The 17,928-nt window shown below is 67.3% G+C and carries 18 protein-coding genes; 17 read left to right on the forward strand and 1 reads right to left on the reverse strand.

What is annotated here, in order from left to right; genetic code table 11:
- The first annotated feature begins 55 nt into the window (after positions 1-55).
- The 8 genes from FGS76_RS11860 to FGS76_RS11895 all read left to right on the forward strand — a co-directional run bounded on the left by FGS76_RS11860 (position 56) and on the right by FGS76_RS11895 (position 8,256).
- On the forward strand, positions 56-1,015 hold the full coding sequence (locus tag FGS76_RS11860) for a quinone oxidoreductase family protein (protein ID WP_138772855.1): 960 nt from the start codon (positions 56-58) through the stop codon (positions 1,013-1,015).
- A 183-nt stretch (positions 1,016-1,198) separates the two neighbouring features.
- Complete coding sequence (locus FGS76_RS11865) at positions 1,199-2,188, forward strand: PhoH family protein (protein ID WP_138772856.1); 990 nt, start codon at positions 1,199-1,201, stop codon at positions 2,186-2,188.
- Positions 2,160-2,681: an rRNA maturation RNase YbeY gene (ybeY, locus tag FGS76_RS11870; protein ID WP_138772857.1), complete on the forward strand. Its 522-nt coding sequence runs from the start codon at positions 2,160-2,162 to the stop codon at positions 2,679-2,681. The genes FGS76_RS11865 and ybeY overlap by 29 nt, the downstream gene beginning before the upstream one ends.
- Complete coding sequence (locus tag FGS76_RS11875; protein ID WP_138772858.1) at positions 2,681-3,550, forward strand: HlyC/CorC family transporter; 870 nt, start codon at positions 2,681-2,683, stop codon at positions 3,548-3,550. The genes ybeY and FGS76_RS11875 overlap by 1 nt, the downstream gene beginning before the upstream one ends.
- Positions 3,551-3,667: 117 nt before the next feature.
- On the forward strand, positions 3,668-5,155 hold the full coding sequence (gene lnt, locus FGS76_RS11880; RefSeq protein ID WP_138772859.1) for an apolipoprotein N-acyltransferase: 1,488 nt from the start codon (positions 3,668-3,670) through the stop codon (positions 5,153-5,155).
- Between the two features lie 113 nt (positions 5,156-5,268).
- Positions 5,269-6,162, forward strand: a complete 894-nt coding sequence (locus FGS76_RS11885) for an MBL fold metallo-hydrolase (RefSeq protein ID WP_138772860.1) — start codon at positions 5,269-5,271, stop codon at positions 6,160-6,162.
- A gap of 14 nt (positions 6,163-6,176) precedes the next feature.
- Positions 6,177-6,518, forward strand: a complete 342-nt coding sequence (locus FGS76_RS11890) for a protein tyrosine phosphatase family protein (protein WP_138772861.1) — start codon at positions 6,177-6,179, stop codon at positions 6,516-6,518.
- 10 nt (positions 6,519-6,528) lie between these two features.
- Complete coding sequence (locus tag FGS76_RS11895) at positions 6,529-8,256, forward strand: SulP family inorganic anion transporter (protein WP_138772862.1); 1,728 nt, start codon at positions 6,529-6,531, stop codon at positions 8,254-8,256.
- 153 nt (positions 8,257-8,409) lie between these two features.
- Here FGS76_RS11895 and FGS76_RS11900 read toward each other — a convergent pair whose 3' ends face one another.
- Positions 8,410-9,036 (reverse strand): YdcF family protein, encoded by a 627-nt coding sequence (locus tag FGS76_RS11900; RefSeq protein WP_138772863.1) that lies wholly within the window; start codon positions 9,034-9,036, stop codon positions 8,410-8,412.
- Positions 9,037-9,113: 77 nt separating this feature from the next.
- On the opposite strand from FGS76_RS11900, the gene leuS reads away from it, so the two are divergent.
- The 9 genes from leuS to rlmH all read left to right on the forward strand — a co-directional run bounded on the left by leuS (position 9,114) and on the right by rlmH (position 17,921).
- Positions 9,114-11,564 carry a leucine--tRNA ligase gene (leuS, locus tag FGS76_RS11905; protein WP_138772864.1) on the forward strand — a complete coding sequence of 817 codons (2,451 nt, stop codon included), beginning with the start codon at positions 9,114-9,116 and terminating at the stop codon, positions 11,562-11,564.
- 2 nt (positions 11,565-11,566) lie between these two features.
- Positions 11,567-12,061, forward strand: a complete 495-nt coding sequence (locus FGS76_RS11910) for an LPS-assembly lipoprotein LptE (protein WP_138772865.1) — start codon at positions 11,567-11,569, stop codon at positions 12,059-12,061.
- 3 nt (positions 12,062-12,064) lie between these two features.
- Positions 12,065-13,066 (forward strand): DNA polymerase III subunit delta, encoded by a 1,002-nt coding sequence (holA, locus tag FGS76_RS11915; RefSeq protein WP_138772866.1) that lies wholly within the window; start codon positions 12,065-12,067, stop codon positions 13,064-13,066.
- A gap of 150 nt (positions 13,067-13,216) precedes the next feature.
- The gene (locus FGS76_RS11920; RefSeq protein WP_138772867.1) at positions 13,217-13,528 is read left to right on the forward strand and encodes a hypothetical protein; all 312 of its coding nucleotides are present in this window, start codon (positions 13,217-13,219) and stop codon (positions 13,526-13,528) included.
- A gap of 203 nt (positions 13,529-13,731) precedes the next feature.
- On the forward strand, positions 13,732-14,583 hold the full coding sequence (locus FGS76_RS11925; RefSeq protein WP_138772868.1) for a class I SAM-dependent methyltransferase: 852 nt from the start codon (positions 13,732-13,734) through the stop codon (positions 14,581-14,583).
- A gap of 492 nt (positions 14,584-15,075) precedes the next feature.
- Entirely contained in the window at positions 15,076-16,335 is a 1,260-nt protein-coding gene (locus FGS76_RS11930) for a glutamate-5-semialdehyde dehydrogenase (protein WP_138772869.1), read from the forward strand.
- A 3-nt stretch (positions 16,336-16,338) separates the two neighbouring features.
- Complete coding sequence (gene nadD / locus FGS76_RS11935) at positions 16,339-17,031, forward strand: nicotinate-nucleotide adenylyltransferase (RefSeq protein ID WP_138772870.1); 693 nt, start codon at positions 16,339-16,341, stop codon at positions 17,029-17,031.
- Positions 17,028-17,387, forward strand: coding sequence for a ribosome silencing factor (rsfS, locus tag FGS76_RS11940; protein ID WP_138772871.1), 360 nt, complete (start codon positions 17,028-17,030; stop codon positions 17,385-17,387). Before nadD ends, rsfS begins: the two co-directional genes overlap by 4 nt.
- Positions 17,388-17,450: 63 nt before the next feature.
- Entirely contained in the window at positions 17,451-17,921 is a 471-nt protein-coding gene (rlmH, locus tag FGS76_RS11945) for a 23S rRNA (pseudouridine(1915)-N(3))-methyltransferase RlmH (RefSeq protein WP_138772872.1), read from the forward strand.
- The last annotated feature ends 7 nt before the right edge of the window (positions 17,922-17,928 follow it).

Consider the following 17,928-nt stretch of genomic DNA (forward strand, 5'->3'; position numbering starts at 1 on the left):
GTAAAAGCGCGGCGCCTCACGGGTTACACTGCGGTCTGAATCCCAAGGAGTCTCCATGCGAGCACTGATTTTTTCCGCCACCGGCAGCCTCGGCAACCTGACCCTCACCGAGCGACCGGACCCGGAGCCGGGCGAGGGCGAGGTGCGGGTGGCGGTCCGCGCCGCCGGCCTTAACCCCAGTGACGTGAAAAACGTGCTCGGCCGCTTTCCCTACACCACCACCCCACGCATTCCCGGCCGCGATTTCGCCGGCGTCATCGATGCCGGCCCGGCTCACATGATCGGCCTGGAAGTGTGGGGCAGCGGCAAGGGCCCGGGCTTTACCCGGGACGGCAGCCACGCGGAGTATCTGGTGGTGCCGGCGAACGGCGTCAGCCGCAAGCCGGCGGCCCTCTCCTTCGCCCAGGCGGCGGTCAGCGGCGTGCCCTACCTGACCGCCCTGGAGTCCCTGGAGCGCTGCCAGGTAAAGGCCGGCACCGCGATGCTGATCATCGGCGCCGGCGCGGTGGCACGGGCGGCGGCGGGGCTGGCGCGGGCGCTGGGTGCCCGGGTGATCCTGGCGGCGCGGCGCGCCGACCAGGTGGAGCATTTTGGCGACCAGGGGCTGCGCGCCCTGACCCTGCCGCAGGCTAACAATCTGGCCGACGAGGTGCGCGCCCTGCTGGGCGAGGCCCCGGAAGTGATCCTCGACACCACCGGTTTCTGGCTGCCGGCGGCGGTGGAAACCCTGGCCCCGTTCGGGCGCATCGCGGTGATCGCGGCGCCCACCAGCGGCCGGGTGGATACACCGATCATTAATCTGTACCGCCGGGGTGGCAGTATCGTGGGCATCAATTCCATGCTCCACGAGCTGCCCGCCAGCGCCGCCATGCTGGACCGGATCGGTGCTTTTTTTGAAAGCGGCGAGGTGCCGGCACCGCTGGAATTCCAGGAAATCCGGTTCTCCGACGCCATTGACGCCTACCATCAGATCGACGCCGGCAGCAGCAAGAAACGGGCGCTGATCCCGGACTGAGGCGGCCGCCGGCCGGCACTGTCCGACAACCGGGCCCGCGCCTCTTGCCCCGGACCTGACCGGGCGGCTAGAGTGCGCGTGAAAGTGAGGCCGGCGCACCGGTCTCCAAGCGCTTTCCCCGGGCCTGGCTTAGGGGTATGCTCAAATTCATCGTCAACAGCCCGCGGGGCCCCCTTTCCCAACTTGGACACACCAGCCGCTTCCCAGCAAGTCAGTCTCGAACCTTACGACTCCCGTCGCCTGGCCAGCCTCTGTGGGCGCCTGGACGAGCACATCAAACAAATCGCCGAACGCCTCAAGGTGGACATCCGCAACCGCGGCAATGTGTTCCATTTGTCCGGCGATTCCCAGGCGGTGGAAGCCGCCTCCTCGGTGCTCAGTGACCTTTACGAGCAGACCGCCGAAGTGGAAGACCTGACCCCGGAGATGGTGCACCTGCAGTTGCAGCAGTCCGGGCTGGCGGAAAAGGCGGACAACACCGTGGCCTTCCCCAGCGATGAAGTGGTGATCCGCACCAAGCGCGCGCGCATCAAACCGCGCGGCGCCCATCAGCGGGAATACGTCAAAAAGGTGCGCCGCTTCGATATCAATTTCGGCATCGGCCCGGCCGGCACCGGCAAGACCTGGCTGGCGGTGGCCTGTGCCGTGGACGCCCTGGAAAAAGCCGAGGTGCAGCGCATTCTGCTGGTGCGCCCGGCGGTGGAGGCCGGCGAGAAGCTGGGCTTCCTGCCCGGCGACCTGGCGGAAAAAATCGACCCCTATCTGCGCCCCCTTTATGACGCCCTTTATGAAATGCTCGGCTTCGAGAAGGTGGCCAAGCTGATGGACCGCATGGTCATCGAGGTGGCGCCGCTGGCCTATATGCGCGGGCGCACCCTGAACAACAGCTTCGTGATCCTGGACGAGGCGCAGAACACCACGCCGGAGCAGATGAAGATGTTTCTGACGCGCATCGGCTTCGGCTCCAAGGCGGTGATCACCGGTGACGTGACCCAGGTGGATCTGCCCCGCCATCAGCGCTCCGGGCTGGTCAACGCCATGGAGGTTCTGGACGGCGAGGCCGAGATCGGCGTCACTCGTTTCGACAGCCGCGACGTGGTCCGCCACCCGCTGGTGCAACGCATAGTAGAGGCCTACGACCGTCATGAGCGGGATACCGACACCCAGCGTTGAGGTCCAATGGGCCAGCAACGCCGATGACACCCCTGAAGAAGCGGATTTGCGGGCCTGGGCCCTGAAAGCGGCCGAAGTGGCCGGCGGCGTGGTCGGCGACATCACCCTGCGGGTGGTGGACGACCAGGAAATCCGCACGCTGAACCGGGAATACCGGGGCAAGGACAAGCCCACCAATGTGCTGTCCTTTCCGTTCGACATGCCCGAGGGCCTGCCCGAGGACGCCCTGGAACCGCTGCTTGGCGATATCGTGATCAGCGCGCCGGTGGTGCGCCGCGAAGCCGCCGAGCAGAACAAAACCCTGGACGCCCACTGGGCCCACATGGTCACCCACGGCGTGCTGCACCTGCTGGGCTACGACCATATCGACGACCAGGACGCGGAGCTGATGGAAGCTTTGGAAGTCCGCGCCCTGGCCGAATTGGGCTATCCTGACCCCTATCAATCCTTTAACGATCAACTTTCCACAGAAAGCATGGAGCTCAATCCCTGATGTCGGACGATTATTCCGATAGCGGTACCGGCCGAAGTTGGCTGGAGCGCGTCGGCCAGTTTTTCACCTCCACCCCCGGCTCCCGGGAAGAACTGCTGGCTCTGATGCGCTCCATGCGCGACAGCGACGTGATCGACGGCGACACCCTGGGCATTATCGAAGGCGCCATCTGCGTCTCCGATATGCAGGTGCGGGAAATTCTGATTCCGCGCTCGCAGATGGTCAGCATCCGCGCCTCGGATGATCCCCGTGACTTCCTGCCCACCATCATCGACTGCGCCCACTCCCGCTTTCCGGTGCTGGGCGACGACCCGGACGAAATCATCGGCATCCTGCTGGCCAAGGACCTGCTGGCCCTGATCCTGGAACCGGCCAAGATGGAACGTTTCTCGATCAAGGACCATGTGCGCTCCGCCATGGTGGTGCCGGAATCCAAGCGCCTGGACTCGCTGCTGCGGGAATTCCGCATCACCAAGAACCATATGGCCATCGTGGTCAATGAATACGGCGGCGTGGCCGGCCTGGTGACCATCGAGGACGTGCTGGAACAAATCGTCGGCGAGATCGAGGACGAGCACGACATCGAGGACGACGATTACCTGATCAAGGATCTGGAAGGCGACGACTTCACCGTCAAGGCGCTGACCCCCATCGACGAGTTCAACGAACACTTCAAAACCGGCTTCAGCGACGAGGAATTCGACACCATCGGCGGCCTGGTGATGCAGGCCTTCGGCCATCTTCCGCAACGGGAAGAGGCGGTGGAAATGGGCGGCTTCCGCTTTACCGTGCTGAGCGCCGACGGGCGCACCATCCGGCTGCTGCGGGTCACGCCGCTGGACGCCAACGCCACCGCCGGCGCGGACTAGCGCCGGCCTCCGGGCCACCAGCCGATGGCGTGACCGACTGAATTTGCGTATAACGTGGCGTCATCAGCCCGGGGCCCCGCCCCGTTTCGCCATCCAGCACCGGGACCGACCACACCCATGCTCAACCTGCTGCTTGCCCTGATCGCCGGGCTTCTGTTTCCCCTTGCCTTCGCCCCCTATGACCTGTGGCCCTTGCTGCCGGTGAGCCTGGCCCTTGGTTATCTGACCCTGGTGCGCGCGCCCACGCCGCGCCGGGCCCTGCTGTACGGCTGGTTGTACGGGGTGGGCCTGTTCGGCTTCGGGATCAGCTGGCTGCATGTGTCGATGACCGACTACGGCTTTATGCCGCTGTGGATGGCGATTCCCTTTACCGGCGCCTTTGCCGCCCTGATGGCCCTGTTCTACGGCGCCACCTTCTGGCTGACCCGGCGGCTGGGCGGCGGCGCGCTGATGTTCGCCGGGGTCTGGGTGCTGCTGGACTGGGTGCGCGGCTGGCTGTTCACCGGCTTCCCCTGGCTGTACGCCGGCTACGCCACCATCGACACACCGCTGTCCGGGCTGGCGCCGCTGGGCGGCATCTGGGCGATGACCCTGGCGGCGGTGCTGCTGTCGGCCACCGGCATCGACCTGATCGCCCGGCGCGGGCGCGCCACCGGCCCGCTGGTGCTGTCGGCGCTGCTGGTGGTGGCGGCCCTGGTGGGCGGCCAAATGACCTTTACCCATCCCAGCGGCGAGCGCCAGAAGGTGGCCCTGGCCCAGGGCAATGTGCCCCAGGATCTCAAGTGGCTGGCCACCATGCGCCAGGAAACCCGCGAGATCTACGCCGGCCTCACCGACCAGGTGCCCGACGACACCCTGGTGATCTGGCCGGAGTCGGCGATGATCGAGTTCTACCAGGACATTCGCGGCTTCGTGGACGGTGAAGGCGAGGCCCTGGCCGCCCGTGGCGGCGCGCTGATCAGCGGCCTGCCCTGGCGCGACGACCGCCACCTGCCCACCACCTACCACAACAGCGTGGCGGTGGTCGGCACCGACCACGACGACGGCGTCTACCATAAGCAGAAGCTGGTGCCATTCGGTGAGTACGTGCCGTTCCAGGACCTGCTGCGCGGGCTGATTCCGTTCTTCGATCTGCCCATGTCCAGCTTTACCCCGGGTGATCCCAACCAGCCCAACCTGCACGCCCTGGGCCACGAGATCGCGCCCTTTATCTGCTATGAGATTCTCTATCCGGATCTGGTGGCCACCCGCAGCGCCGGCGCCGATGTGCTGCTGACCATCAGCAACGACGCCTGGTTCGGCACCTCCGCCGGGCCCCATCAGCATTTTCAGATGAGCCGGCTGCGCGCCATCGAAACCGGCCGCTGGCTGCTGCGTGACACCAATAACGGCATCACCGCCGTGGTCGATGAACATGGCCAGGTGCGCGACCGCCTGCCCCAGTTCGAGCGCGGCCTGCTGATCAGCGAATACCAGCCCCGCCAGGGCGAAACCCCGTTCATGGTGGCCGGCGCCTGGCCCACCCTGCTGCTGGCCCTGGCGCTGGTGGTACTGAACCGGGGCCGCCGGGCACGGGCTTTGCTGGATACCTTTCCGCGCCCATAGACTTTTTGGTTATATGCTTATAACTTAATTTGACTTTCCACTGGCCGGGCTCTATAACAAGAGTCCGGCCGGCGCTATCCAGGCGCGGCCGCCATCATTCCAGGAGGCCCGTCATGAGCACAGCTCCGTCCCATCCCCGGGAAGCCCGGCCGCAGGTGGAAAGCTTCTTCGACACCGACACCAATACGGTGAGCTATGTGGTGATCGATCCGCAAACCAACCATTGCGCCATCATCGACTCGGTGCTCGATTACGACCCCCACTCCGGCCGCACCAGCCACCAGGGCGCCCAGCGTCTGGTGGACTTCGTACAGGCCCGGTCGTTGACCGTGGAATGGTTGCTGGAAACCCATGTGCATGCCGACCACCTGTCGGCGGCGCCCTGGATTCAGGCCCGGGTGGGCGGCAAGCTGGCCATCGGTGACCAGATCCGCACCGTGCAGGAGACCTTCGGCACGGTGTTCAACGCCGGCCCGGATTTCCCCCGGGATGGCAGCCAGTTCGACCATCTGTTCCGGGACGGCGAGCAATACCAGCTCGGCGAGCTGACCTGCCGCGCCCTGCACACCCCCGGCCACACCCCGGCCTGCATGAGCCATCTGATCGGCGACGCCGTGTTCGTGGGCGACACCCTGTTCATGCCGGACTACGGCACCGCCCGCTGTGACTTCCCCGGCGGCGACGCCCGCACCCTGTATCGCTCGATCCAGAAGCTGCTGGCCCTGCCCGACGACACCCGCATGTTCCTGTGCCACGATTACCTGCCCGACAACCGCCAGGAGTTCCACTGGCAGACCACCGTGGGCGAACAGCGCCGTGACAATATTCATGTGCACCAGGGCGTCGGCGAGGCGGAGTTCGTGGCCATGCGCGAGAAGCGTGACGCCACCCTGGGCATGCCGCGTCTGATCCTGCCCTCGGTGCAGGTGAATATGCGCGCCGGGCATTTGCCGCCGGCGGAGAACAACGGCACCCAGTACCTGAAAATCCCTCTTAACGTACTCTGATTCCGGGAGGCTCCATGGCCGACTACACCCAACTGACCCCCGACCTGGCGGTATCACCGCAGCTGCGTCCCGAGGACATGGCCGGGCTGGCCGAAGCCGGCTTCCGGGTGGTCATCAACAACCGGCCGGACGGCGAAGGCGAGGACCAGCCCGACCATCAAGTGATGGAACAGGCGGCCCGCCAGGCCGGCCTCAGCTACCACTACCAGCCGGTGGTGGCCAGCGAGATCAACGACGACGATGCCCGCCGGTTCGCCGAGCTGGTCCGCCAGCAACCGGGACCGGTGCTGGCGTTCTGCCGCACCGGCAACCGCTGCGGCAAACTGTGGGAACGGGCCCAGAACCTGAACCCATGAGTCCCGCCCCATGGCTCTGAGCCGCTGGCTGCCGGCCATCGATTGGCTGGCTGGCTACCGCCGTGACGACGCCGCCGCCGACGGCATGGCGGCGCTGATCGTCACCCTGATGCTGATCCCCCAGAGCCTGGCCTATGCCCTGCTCGCCGGGGTGCCGCCGCAGGTGGGGCTGTACGCCAGCATCCTGCCGCTGGTGGCCTATGCCCTGTTCGGCTCCAGCCGCACCCTGGCGGTGGGCCCGGTGGCGGTGGTGTCACTGATGACCGCCGCCGCCGCCGGTCAGGTGGCCGGCGGGGACAGCGCCCGCTATCTGGCCGCCACGGTGGCGCTGACGCTGATGTCCGGCGGGCTGCTGGTGATCATGGGAGTGCTGCGCCTGGGCTGGATCGCAAACCTGCTCAGCCACTCGGTGATCAGCGGCTTTATCACCGCCTCCGGCATTCTGATCGCCGCCAGCCAGCTCAAATATCTGCTCGGCATCCCCATGCACGGCGACACCCTGTGGCAGCTGGCGCTCTCCGCCGCCGGCCAGCTCGGCGGCATCCACGGCCTTACCCTTCTGCTCGGCGCCGTCACCGTGCTGTTCCTGCTGTGGGCCCGGGGGCCGCTGAAACGGGCCCTGGCGCGCACCGCCCTGCCGCCCTGGCTGGCGGAACTGCTGGCCAAGGCCGGGCCGGTGGTGGCGGTGATCGTCACCACCCTGGCCGCCGGCCCCGGCGGTCTGGCCGCCCGCGGCGTGGCGGTGGTGGGCCCGGTGCCCGGTGGCCTGCCGGCCCCCACCCTGCCGCCCTTCGACGCCGGCCTGTGGCAGGCCCTGTGGCTGCCGGCGGCGCTGATCAGCCTGATCGGCTTCGTGGAATCCGTGTCGGTGGGTCAGACCCTGGCCGCCAAGCGCCGCCAGCGGATCGACTCCAACGCCGAACTGATCGGCCTGGGGGCCGCCAACCTGGCCTCCGGGGTCAGCGGCGGCATCCCGGTCACCGGCGGCTTCTCCCGCTCGGTGGTCAATTTCGAGGCCGGCGCCCGCACGCCCCTGGCCGGGGTGTTCACCGCCGCCGGCATCGCCGTGGTGGCGCTGTTCTTCACCCCCTGGTTCCAGTTCCTACCCAAGGCCACCCTGGCCGCCACCATTATCGTGGCGGTGCTGACCCTGGTGGACCTGCCGGCCCTGACCCGGGCCTGGCGCTACTCCAAGGCGGACTTCACCGCCATGCTGATCACCGTGCTGGGGGTGCTGGGCGCCGGCGTGGAGGCCGGCGTGCTGGCCGGGGTGGTGGCGGCGGTGGCCCTGCATCTATGGCGCACCAGCCAGCCGCACATGGCCGAACTGGGCCAGATGCCCGGCACCGAGCACTTTCGCAATGTGCTCCGCCACCGGGTGATCACCTCACCCCGGGTGCTGTCGATCCGGGTGGACGAATCGCTCTACTTCGCCAACGCCCGGCGCACCGAGGACGCCATCTACGACCGCGCCCTGCACTGCGACGGCCGCCGCCACGTGGTGCTGCTGTGCTCCGCCATCAACCATATCGACGCCAGCGCCCTGGACAGCCTGCAAGCCCTCAACCGCCGCCTCGCCGACGCCGGCGTCACCCTGCACCTGTCGGAGGTCAAAGGCCCGGTGATGGACCAACTGCAACGCAGCGATTTCCTCCAGCAACTGACGGGGGAGGTTTTTCTCAGCCACTATCAGGCGTTGGAGACGTTGGACGGGGAGACGACAAGGGAAGCGAGTTGAAAGTTGAAAGTTGAAAGTTAAAAGGGGCGCCATCTTCCGGGTTTGTGCGATTTGCAGGGTGGCCTTGCATCCTTGCAAGGTAAAGGCGCGGGCACGGCCCATAAGGTGAGGCGGCCCCTCCCGCGCTTTCAACTTTTAACTTTCAACTGACTCTCAGAAATACCGAACCCGATACCAAACCAACGCCACCCACTCCCGCCAGATCACCGGCACCTCCGCCAGGGCGCCGGCGGAGGGCAGCCAGGCGTCGCGGGGCAGGGTCTCCACCGCCAGCGGGGTGACGGTGAGGCCCTGGCGACGGAAGCTGAGGGTGGCCCGGGGCAGGTGGGCGCGGTCGGTGACCAGCAGCACCGATTGGATGCCGTGGCGGCGCAGCAGGGGCGCGCTGTTAAGGGCGTTCTCCCAGGTGCTGCGGCTGCGCGGCTCGATCCATAGCCGGGCCTCCGGCCACAGCCGCCGGGCCTGGTCCGCCATCATCGCCGCCTCGGAGTCGTCCGGGTCCCGGGGCGTGCGGTCCCCGGCACCGCCGGTCAGCAGCAGCGGCAGGCCCAGCCGGCGCGCTTCCTCCACGCCCCGGTGCAGGCGCCGCAGCCCGGCGGCGGTGAGGCGGTAGCCATCGCCGTGACGCTGGCGGCCGGCGCCGGGCACCACCACCGCCCGCGGGCCGGGGCCGTCCACCCGGGCCGCCGGCAGCGGCGGATAGAACTGGCGCACCACCACCGGCAGCGTCGCCGCCGCCAGTGCCAGGCCCAGCACCACCGTGATCAACACTCCGCGCATCCGCTGTCTGCCCGCCGTTGGCTCATGTATCCTATAGGGCTTTCCACACCTGACCACACCCGACTCATAGAGAACCGATGGACGCACAGTATCAGCCCAAGCAGGTAGAAGATGAAGCCCGCAAGCACTGGGAAGAATCCGGTAGCTTCAAGGTCACCGAGCAGCCCGGCAAGGAGAAATTCTACTGCCTGAGCATGTTCCCGTACCCGTCCGGGCGACTGCATATGGGCCATGTGCGCAACTACACCATCGGCGACGTGATCAGCCGCTACCAGCGCATGCAGGGCAAGAACGTGCTGCAGCCCATGGGCTGGGATGCCTTCGGCCTGCCGGCGGAAAACGCGGCGGTGAAGAACAAGAGCGCCCCGGCGGCCTGGACCTACGAAAACATCGAGTACATGAAGGGCCAGCTCAAGCAGCTTGGCTTTGGCTATGACTGGGATCGGGAACTGGCCACCTGCACCCCGCAGTACTATCGCTGGGAGCAGTGGTTCTTCACCAAGCTCTACGAGAAGGGCCTGGTCTACAAAAAAATGTCCACGGTGAACTGGGACCCGGTGGACCAGACCGTGCTCGCCAACGAGCAGGTGATCGACGGCCGGGGCTGGCGCTCCGGCGCCCTGGTGGAGCGCAAGGATATCCCCCAGTGGTTCGTGAAGATCACCGCCTATGCGGATGAACTGCTGGAAGACCTGGACCAGCTGGACGGCTGGCCGGAACAGGTCAAGGCCATGCAGCGCAACTGGATCGGCCGCTCCGAAGGCGTGCAACTGGACTTCGCGCTCCAGGATCAGGACCAGGCGCTGAGCGTCTACACCACCCGCCCGGACACCTTGATGGGGGTGAGCTATGTGGCGGTGGCCGCCCAGCACCCGCTGGCCCAGCAGGCCGCCGAGGGCAACCCGGAGATCGCCGCCTTTATCGAGGAGTGCGCCCACACCAAGGTGGCCGAGGCCGATCTCGCCACCATGGAGAAGAAAGGCGTGTTCACCGGCCGCCATGCGATCCATCCGATCAGCGGCGAGCAAGTGCCGGTGTGGATCGCCAACTTCGTGCTGATGGACTACGGCTCCGGCGCGGTAATGGCGGTGCCCGCCCATGACCAACGCGACTTCGAGTTCGCGCAAAAATATGACCTGCCGATCAAGCAGGTGATCGAGCCCACCGGCGACGAGTCCATCGACCTGGCCAGCGAGGCCTTCACCGCCAAGGGCAAACTGGTTAACAGCGGTCAGTTCGACGGGCTCAGCTCCGCCGAAGCCTTTGATGCCATCGCCGTCTGGCTGAAGGAACGGGGCCTGGGCGAGACGAAGGTCAACTACCGCCTGCGCGACTGGGGTGTATCCCGCCAGCGCTACTGGGGCGCGCCGATCCCCATGCTGACCCTGGAAGACGGCACCCAGGTGCCGGTGCCCGAGGACCAGCTGCCGGTGGTGCTGCCGGAAGATGTGGAAATGGACGGCGTGACCTCGCCGATCAAGGCGGACCCGGAGTGGGCCAAAACCGAGTACAACGGCCAGCCCGCCCTGCGCGAAACCGACACCTTCGACACCTTTATGGAGTCCAGCTGGTACGCCGCCCGCTTTACCTGCCCGGACAACGACACCGCCATGCTCGACCCGGAGCGCGCCAACTACTGGCTGCCGGTGGATCAGTATGTGGGCGGTATCGAGCACGCCATTCTGCATCTGCTGTATTCGCGCTTCTTCCACAAGCTGCTGCGTGACGCCGGGCTGGTGAACTCCGACGAGCCGTTCAAGCGCCTGCTGTGCCAGGGCATGGTGCTTAAGGACGGCGCCAAGATGTCCAAGTCCAAGGGCAACACCGTGGACCCGCAGGCGATGATCGAGGAATACGGCGCCGACACCGTGCGCCTGTTCATGATGTTCGCGGCGCCGCCGGAACAGTCCCTGGAATGGAACGATGCCGGCGTGGAAGGCGCCCATCGCTTTATCAAGCGTCTGTGGCGGCTGGTGGCCGACCATGTGGAGGGCGGCGCCGCGCCGGCCCTGGACTCGGCGGCCCTGGACGACGCGGGCAAGGCCCTGCGCCGCAAGACCCACGAAACCATCCAGAAAGTGAGCGACGACATCAGCCGCCGCTACACCTTCAACACAGCCATCGCCGCCGCCATGGAACTGTGCAACGAGATCAGCCGCTTCCAGCCCGCCGACGACGCCGGCCGGGCAGCGGTGCAGGAAGCCCTGGAAGCGGCAGTGCTGCTGCTCTCGCCGATCATTCCCCATGCCGCGCACACTTTGTGGCGGTCACTGGGCCACGACCAGGCCGCCATCGACGCGCCCTGGCCGGCGGTGGACGAAAGCGCCCTGGTAAAAGACACCCTCGAACTGGTGGTGCAGGTGAATGGCAAGGTGCGCGCCAAGCTGGAAGTGCCCGCCGATGCCGATAAGGACACCCTGGAACAACTGGCCCGGGAAGAGCCCAATGTGCAGCGTTTCACCGAAGACAAGACGGTGCGCAAGGTGATCGTGATTCCCGGCAAACTCGTCAATATCGTGGCCAACTGATCATGTCCATTCGTTCCGCGCTCACGCTGCTGCTCGCCGCCCTGCTGCTGTCCTCCTGCTCCGGCTGGCAGCTGCGCGGCCAGACCTCGGTGCCCAGTTTCGAGAGCATCACCCTGCAAGGGGCCAGCGCGCGCCTGCGCTACACCCTGGAAGACCTGCTCGAACCCAATGGCGTGCTGGTGCACAACCAGTCCCCTCATGTGGTGCAGATCATCGACGAGGAATGGGACCAGCGCACCGCCGCGGTGGACGACCGGGGCCGCGCCGCCGAGCGTGAACTGCGCTACGAAGTCACCTGGCAGCTGATCGACCGGGACACCGGCGCCATGCTCAACCCGCCGCGCCGCCTCACCGCGATCCGCAGCTTCGCCTACTCGCCGGACAACGTGACCGCCACCTCCGACGAAGAGGACCTGGTGCGCACCGACCTGATCGAGGACATCAGCTACCGGCTGGTCAACCAGCTCGCCAACGCCTCGCGCAAGATCCAGGACTAAGCCATGCGGCTGCGCGCGGAGCATCTGGCCAAACACCTGCAAGGGGAGCTGCTGCCGGTCTATCTGGTGGCCGGCGACGAGCCCCTGCAGCAGGACGAAGCGCTGGACGCCCTGCGCGCCAGCGCCCGCCAGCAGGGCTTTGACGAACGCCACCGCTTCAGCGCCGACACCGGCATCGACTGGAACGCCGTGCGCAACGAGGCCCAGAGCCTGAGCCTGTTCGGCGGCCGCCGTATCCTGGAAGTGGTGCTGGGCGAAAAGCGGCCGGACAAGGCCGGCAGCGAGACCCTGCGCGAACTGCTCGATCCCCCTTCCCCGGACACCCTGCTGCTGATCCGCTGTTCCAAGCTGGACCGCCGCAAGGACTGGAACAGCGCCTGGGTCAAGGCGCTGGACGCCTGTGGCGCGGTGCTGGAAATCTGGCCGGTGGAAGGCAAACAGCTGCAGCACTGGCTGCGCGACCGGCTCGCCAGCCGTGGCCTGAACATCGATGACGACGCCCTGGAACTGCTGATCCAGCGCAGCGAAGGCAATCTGCTGGCGGCCGCCCAGGAAGTGGACAAGCTGGCCCTGCTCAGCACCGACGGCCGCGTCAACGCCGACACCGTGCAGCAGGCGGTGGGCGACTCCAGCCGCTACACCCCCTTCGACCTGACCGATGCCACCGGCCGTGGCGACGCGGAACGGGCCCTGCGCATTCTGCGCACCCTGCGCGCCGAAGGCGTGGAAGCGCCGGTGGTGCTGTGGGCCCTGGGCCGGGATATCCGCGCCCTGGACGCCCTGGCCACCGGCGGCCCGCCGCCGCGCCTGCCGCCCCAGCGGCTGCGCGCCCTGGAAGCCCGCGCCCGGCAACTGCCGCCGCGCCAGCTGCACCGCGCCCAGGCCCTGGCGATCCGCGCCGACCAGGCGATCAAGGGCATGGGCCCCGGCGACCCCTGGCAGTACCTGTCCGGCCTGGTGCTGCGCCTGTGCGGCCGGCCCCTGCCCGCGATCCTGGAAAAGTAGCTACCCCCTATCGCGGCTAAAGCCGCTCCTACAGATAAGCGCCCCCCCCGTAGGAGCGGCTTCAGCCGCGATTATAGGTGTCGCTATCGTAGGAGCGGCTTCAGCCGCGATCCCCACCCAACCGGCCAATAAACCGGCCAAAATAGCCCCATGATCAGCAGCCTTCTGGACCTCACGCCCTTTATCCCCAGCGATCAGCAACTGGGGCAAAGCGGGCTTGCGGATAAGGCCCTGGTGTTGAACCGGCAAGCCGCCGCCCTGGAGGGCCAACTGGACCGCGCCGAAGCGCTGGAACTGGCCGGTCAGAACTCCGAGCGAAACAACCGGCGCCTGATCAGCCAGCTCCGCGACGAGGGACTGCTCAGTGAAACCAACAACCGCTCGCCGCTACAGTGGGCCATCCCCGAGCACGCCGAACCCTGGTACTTCCCCGAACTGGCGCCGCATTACCCTCCCCAGTAGGAGCGACTTCAGTCGCGATCAACGGCGCTGCCGGCCCCCATCGCGACTGAAGTCGCTCCTACACACCTTCCAGAGCCCATACCGAGTCGCAGCACGGATAGCGCGCGCCCTCACGGGTTGAAACTCGCCGTTTTTATTGGCCCGCGCGGAGGCGGCGGCTTTGCTAGGGTCGCGGGAATACCCGCTGCCCCGCGAAGCACCCTATGGCCCAACGTCTGGATACCTCGTCGATCAGCTTTACCGCCCTCTATACCGGCCAGGTGTGGGTGCGCAACGGCCTGTCCGGGCCGGGCTTCCGCACCCGTTCGGGGGCGCTGCTGTACGGCGCCATGACGCCCTTCGAGGCCGCCGGCAAGCGGCTGATGGGCGGCAATATCCGCACCTTTCTGCTGCAGCGGCACCATCTGATCGACGCCCGCCTGGAAGCGCTGATCGCCGACCACCCGGATCTGCAGATCCTGGAGCTGGCCTGCGGTCTGAGCCCCCGGGGTCAGCGGCTGTGCCGGCGCCATGCGGGCATCACCTATGTGGAGGCGGACCTGCCGGATATGGCGCGGCGCAAGCAGCGGCTGCTGGCCGGCCTGGGGCTGCTGGACGGGCGCCACCGGGTGGAGGTGGTGAACATTCTGGCGGAGCACGGCGAGCAGAGCGTGGCCACCCTGCTCGGCCGGCTCGATCCGGCCCGGCCGGTGGCGGTGGTCACCGAGGGATTGATCAACTATTTCGAGCTGGCCAGCCTCAGCCCGTTCTGGGCCCGGCTGGCGGGGGCACTGGAAGCGTTTCCCCGGGGCATCTACCTGACCGACAACTATCCGCTCTACGCCAATATGCGCTTCCAGCGCACGCTCAAGGCCCTGGGCGGCCTGCTCGGCGCCGTGTCGCGCAGCCACGTGACCTTCCATTTCGATTCCGACCGGGCCACCGAGGCGCATTTCCGGGGGCTGGGTTTCAGCGGCCTGACCGTGCACGACCCGGCGGATTACTACGCCAGCCTGCCGATCCCGCGCACCCGGGGCACGCCCATGGTGCGGATTCTTGAGGCGCAGGCGCCCTGATTCCCCACGCCGGTTTTTTCGGTTCATCGCGGTTTAGCGGGAATTTTCCCTCCAGCCGGGGCGCGACGCCCTTCCGGGCCCCTTGGTAGGAGCGACTTTAGTCGCGATGACGATGGCACCCGAGGGGGATCGCGGCTGAAGCGGAGTGCCGCCCAGCCGCTCCTACTCAAAGATGGGCTCTACGAAGCCGCCGCCTATACCCACCCTGGTTCATCGTTGTTGGTACCCGTAACGGTTTCGCTACCTCGAAGCGGAGCTGTGTGGGTGCCTTCCGGGACCCTTTTTGGCAGGGATGCCAAAAACGGGAGCGCCCATGGACGGCTTGAGCGATCCCGGAAGGCACCCACACAGATCCGCGTCCCGGCTAAAGGCGTCCAGCATCGACTTCACGCTAAAACGCGATGAACCTTTTCCTCAGCGCACCGGGGTTGTTTCGCGGGCCACCCGGAACCCCGTATAATGCGCCTTTTCGTTTCCCGACAGGCGTGTCACATGAATATCCAGCAGTACATGGCCGACGTGGGCCGGCAGGCCCGCGCTGCCTCCCGGGCCATGGCCCGGGCCACCTCCGGCGAGAAGAACGCCGCGCTCGGCGCCATCGCCGCCGCGCTGCGTGCCCATCGCAGTGCCATTCTCGATGCCAACCAGCGTGATCTGGCGCGGGGCCGGGACAATGGCCTGGAGCCGGCGCTGCTGGACCGTCTGGAACTGACCCCGGCGCGCTTCGACGGCATGGTCGAGGGGCTGGAGCAGGTGGTCGCCCTGGCCGATCCGGTGGGCGCCATCACCGACCTGAATTTCCGCCCCAGCGGCATCCAGGTGGGCAAGATGCGCGTGCCCCTGGGCGTGATCGGCATCATCTATGAGTCCCGCCCCAACGTGACCATCGACGCCGCCGCCCTGTGCCTGAAGTCCGGCAACGCGGCCATTCTGCGGGGCGGCTCCGAGGCCATCGATTCCAACCAGGCGATCGCCGAGTGCCTGCGCGCCGGCCTGCGCGAGGCCGGCCTGCCGGATACCGCGGTGCAGGTGATCGAGACCACCGACCGGGCCGCCGTGGGCGAGCTGATCAGCCATCCCGAGTTCGTGGATGTGATCGTGCCCCGGGGCGGCAAGGGCCTGATCGAGCGCATCAGCGCCGAGGCCCGGGTGCCGGTGATCAAGCATCTGGACGGCAACTGCCACGTCTATATCGACGCCGACGCCGACCCGGCCAAGGCGCTGAAGGTGGCCTACAACGCCAAGACCCAGCGCTACGGCACCTGCAACACCCTGGAAACCCTGCTGGTGCACGCCGGCATCGCCGAGCGGGTGCTACCGGAACTGGCCGACCAGTACCGCCAGGCCGGCGTGGAACTGCGCGGCTGCGAGCGGGTGCGCAAACTGCTCGGCGACCAGGTGGCGGAAGCCACCGAGGCGGACTGGGAAGAGGAATACCTGGCGCCGGTGCTGGCGATTCGCATGGTGGACGATCTGGATCAGGCCATGGACCACATCCATCGCTACAGCTCCGGCCACACCGAGTCCATTATCACCGAGAACTACAGCCACGCCCGCCGCTTCCTGGCGGAGGTGGACTCCAGCTCGGTGATGGTGAACGCCTCCACCCGCTTCGCCGACGGCTTCGAATACGGTCTGGGCGCCGAGATCGGTATTTCCACCGACAAGCTGCACGCCCGCGGCCCGGTGGGCCTGGAAGGGCTGACCAGCCAGAAGTGGGTGGTGTTCGGCGACGGCCACGTGCGGCAATAGCGCGTGCCGGCTCTGAAACCCTTGATCCTGTTCGGCGGCACCTTCGACCCGATCCACCGGGCCCATGTGCACGCCGCCCTGGCGGTGTCGCGGGCGCTGGGCAACGCGCCGGTGCATCTGCTGCCCAACGCGGTGCCGCCGCACCGGCCCCAGCCCCAGGCCAGTGGCGCCCAGCGCCTGGCCATGGTGCGCCAGGCCTGCGCCGGCCACCCGCAGCTGATCGCCGACGACTGGGAACTGCGCGAGCGCGGCGGCGCGCCCTCCTTCACCCTCAACACCCTGAAGCATTTCCGGCGCCTGATCGGCCGGCGCCCGCTGGTGTTCGTGGTTGGCGCCGACAGCTTCGCCCAGCTGGACCGCTGGCACCGCTGGCGGGAATACGCCGCCCTCTGCCATCTGGCGGTGGTGCCGCGCCCCGGCGCGGCGCCGGCGCCGCTGCGGGTGCAGCGGGCTTTTCCCCGCGCCCCTGGTCGCCTGCTGCGCGCCCGCCCCGCCGGCCGCCGGCTGATGCTGGCCCGGCCGGTGCTGGACGTGGCCGCCAGCGATATTCGGGAAACCCTGCGCGCCCACGGCGACAGTCCGCTGCTGACCCCGGCGGTGCGCGCCCATATCCATCGCCATGGGCTGTATAATCAGTCCGTTCATCGCGGCAACGCCGCCGACAACCCTGTGCACGCACTCAACGAGGCCCCATGAGTTCCCAACCCCCTTTGCTGGATCTGGTGCTCGACGCCCTGGAAGAAATGAAAGCCAAGAACGTAGCCAGCCTGGACGTGCGCGCCATGACCAGCGTGGCCGATGACATGGTGATCGCCAGCGGCACCTCCAGCCGCCACGTCAAGGCGATGGCCGACAACGTGATGGAAAAGGCCAAGCAGGCCGGCTACTCGCCCCTGGGCACCGAAGGCGAACGCGGCGCGGAATGGATCCTGGTGGATCTGGGCGACGTGATCGTGCATCTGATGCTGCCCGCCACCCGCGAGTTCTACGACCTGGAGCGGCTGTGGAAAACCCCGGACCACCACCCGGACCGGGACCAGCGCGACCAGTGAGGCGGCGCCCGGCGCCGCCGCTTCGCGCTATCGCCGGTCCATCGTGTTATCGGGAGCCACGCCTTGCGCATTCACATCCTCGCCATCGGCACCAAAATGCCCGCCTGGGTCAACCAGGGGTTCCAGGAGTACCAGAAACGGCTGCCGCCGGACATGCGTCTGGAACTTGAGGAAATTCCGTTGCCTAAACGTTCCAGGGGCGACACCGGCGCGCTGGTGCGGGCCGAGGGCGAGGCGCTGGAAAAACGCCTGGAGAAGTACCCCGGCGCCCACCGGGTGGCCCTGGAAGTCACCGGCCGCGCCCTGGATACGCCGGCCTTGAGCGAGAAGCTGGCCACCCTGCGCGACCTGGGCCAGGATCTGATTCTGCTGGTGGGCGGCCCGGACGGGCTGTGCCCGCGGGTCTCCGCCGCCGCCCACGAGCGCTGGTCCCTGTCGGCGCTGACCCTGCCGCACCCGCTGGTGCGGGTGCTGCTGGCCGAGCAGCTGTACCGGGGCTGGACACTGCTGACCGGCCATCCTTATCACCGCTAACGATTCG

It is taken from the genome of Alloalcanivorax gelatiniphagus (genome assembly GCF_005938655.1).
GTDB lineage: Bacteria > Pseudomonadota > Gammaproteobacteria > Pseudomonadales > Alcanivoracaceae > Alloalcanivorax > Alloalcanivorax gelatiniphagus.

Coding starts and splice junctions, on each gene's coding strand:
- FGS76_RS11860 (WP_138772855.1), top strand. CDS start 56: ATGCGAGCACTGATTTTTTCCGCCACCGGCAGCCTCGGCAACCTGACC.
- ybeY (WP_138772857.1), top strand. CDS start 2,160: ATGAGCGGGATACCGACACCCAGCGTTGAGGTCCAATGGGCCAGCAAC.
- FGS76_RS11875 (WP_138772858.1), top strand. CDS start 2,681: ATGTCGGACGATTATTCCGATAGCGGTACCGGCCGAAGTTGGCTGGAG.
- lnt (WP_138772859.1), top strand. CDS start 3,668: ATGCTCAACCTGCTGCTTGCCCTGATCGCCGGGCTTCTGTTTCCCCTT.
- FGS76_RS11885 (WP_138772860.1), top strand. CDS start 5,269: ATGAGCACAGCTCCGTCCCATCCCCGGGAAGCCCGGCCGCAGGTGGAA.
- FGS76_RS11890 (WP_138772861.1), top strand. CDS start 6,177: ATGGCCGACTACACCCAACTGACCCCCGACCTGGCGGTATCACCGCAG.
- FGS76_RS11895 (WP_138772862.1), top strand. CDS start 6,529: ATGGCTCTGAGCCGCTGGCTGCCGGCCATCGATTGGCTGGCTGGCTAC.
- FGS76_RS11900 (WP_138772863.1), bottom strand. CDS start 9,036: ATGCGCGGAGTGTTGATCACGGTGGTGCTGGGCCTGGCACTGGCGGCG.
- leuS (WP_138772864.1), top strand. CDS start 9,114: ATGGACGCACAGTATCAGCCCAAGCAGGTAGAAGATGAAGCCCGCAAG.
- FGS76_RS11910 (WP_138772865.1), top strand. CDS start 11,567: ATGTCCATTCGTTCCGCGCTCACGCTGCTGCTCGCCGCCCTGCTGCTG.
- holA (WP_138772866.1), top strand. CDS start 12,065: ATGCGGCTGCGCGCGGAGCATCTGGCCAAACACCTGCAAGGGGAGCTG.
- FGS76_RS11920 (WP_138772867.1), top strand. CDS start 13,217: ATGATCAGCAGCCTTCTGGACCTCACGCCCTTTATCCCCAGCGATCAG.
- FGS76_RS11925 (WP_138772868.1), top strand. CDS start 13,732: ATGGCCCAACGTCTGGATACCTCGTCGATCAGCTTTACCGCCCTCTAT.
- FGS76_RS11930 (WP_138772869.1), top strand. CDS start 15,076: ATGAATATCCAGCAGTACATGGCCGACGTGGGCCGGCAGGCCCGCGCT.
- rsfS (WP_138772871.1), top strand. CDS start 17,028: ATGAGTTCCCAACCCCCTTTGCTGGATCTGGTGCTCGACGCCCTGGAA.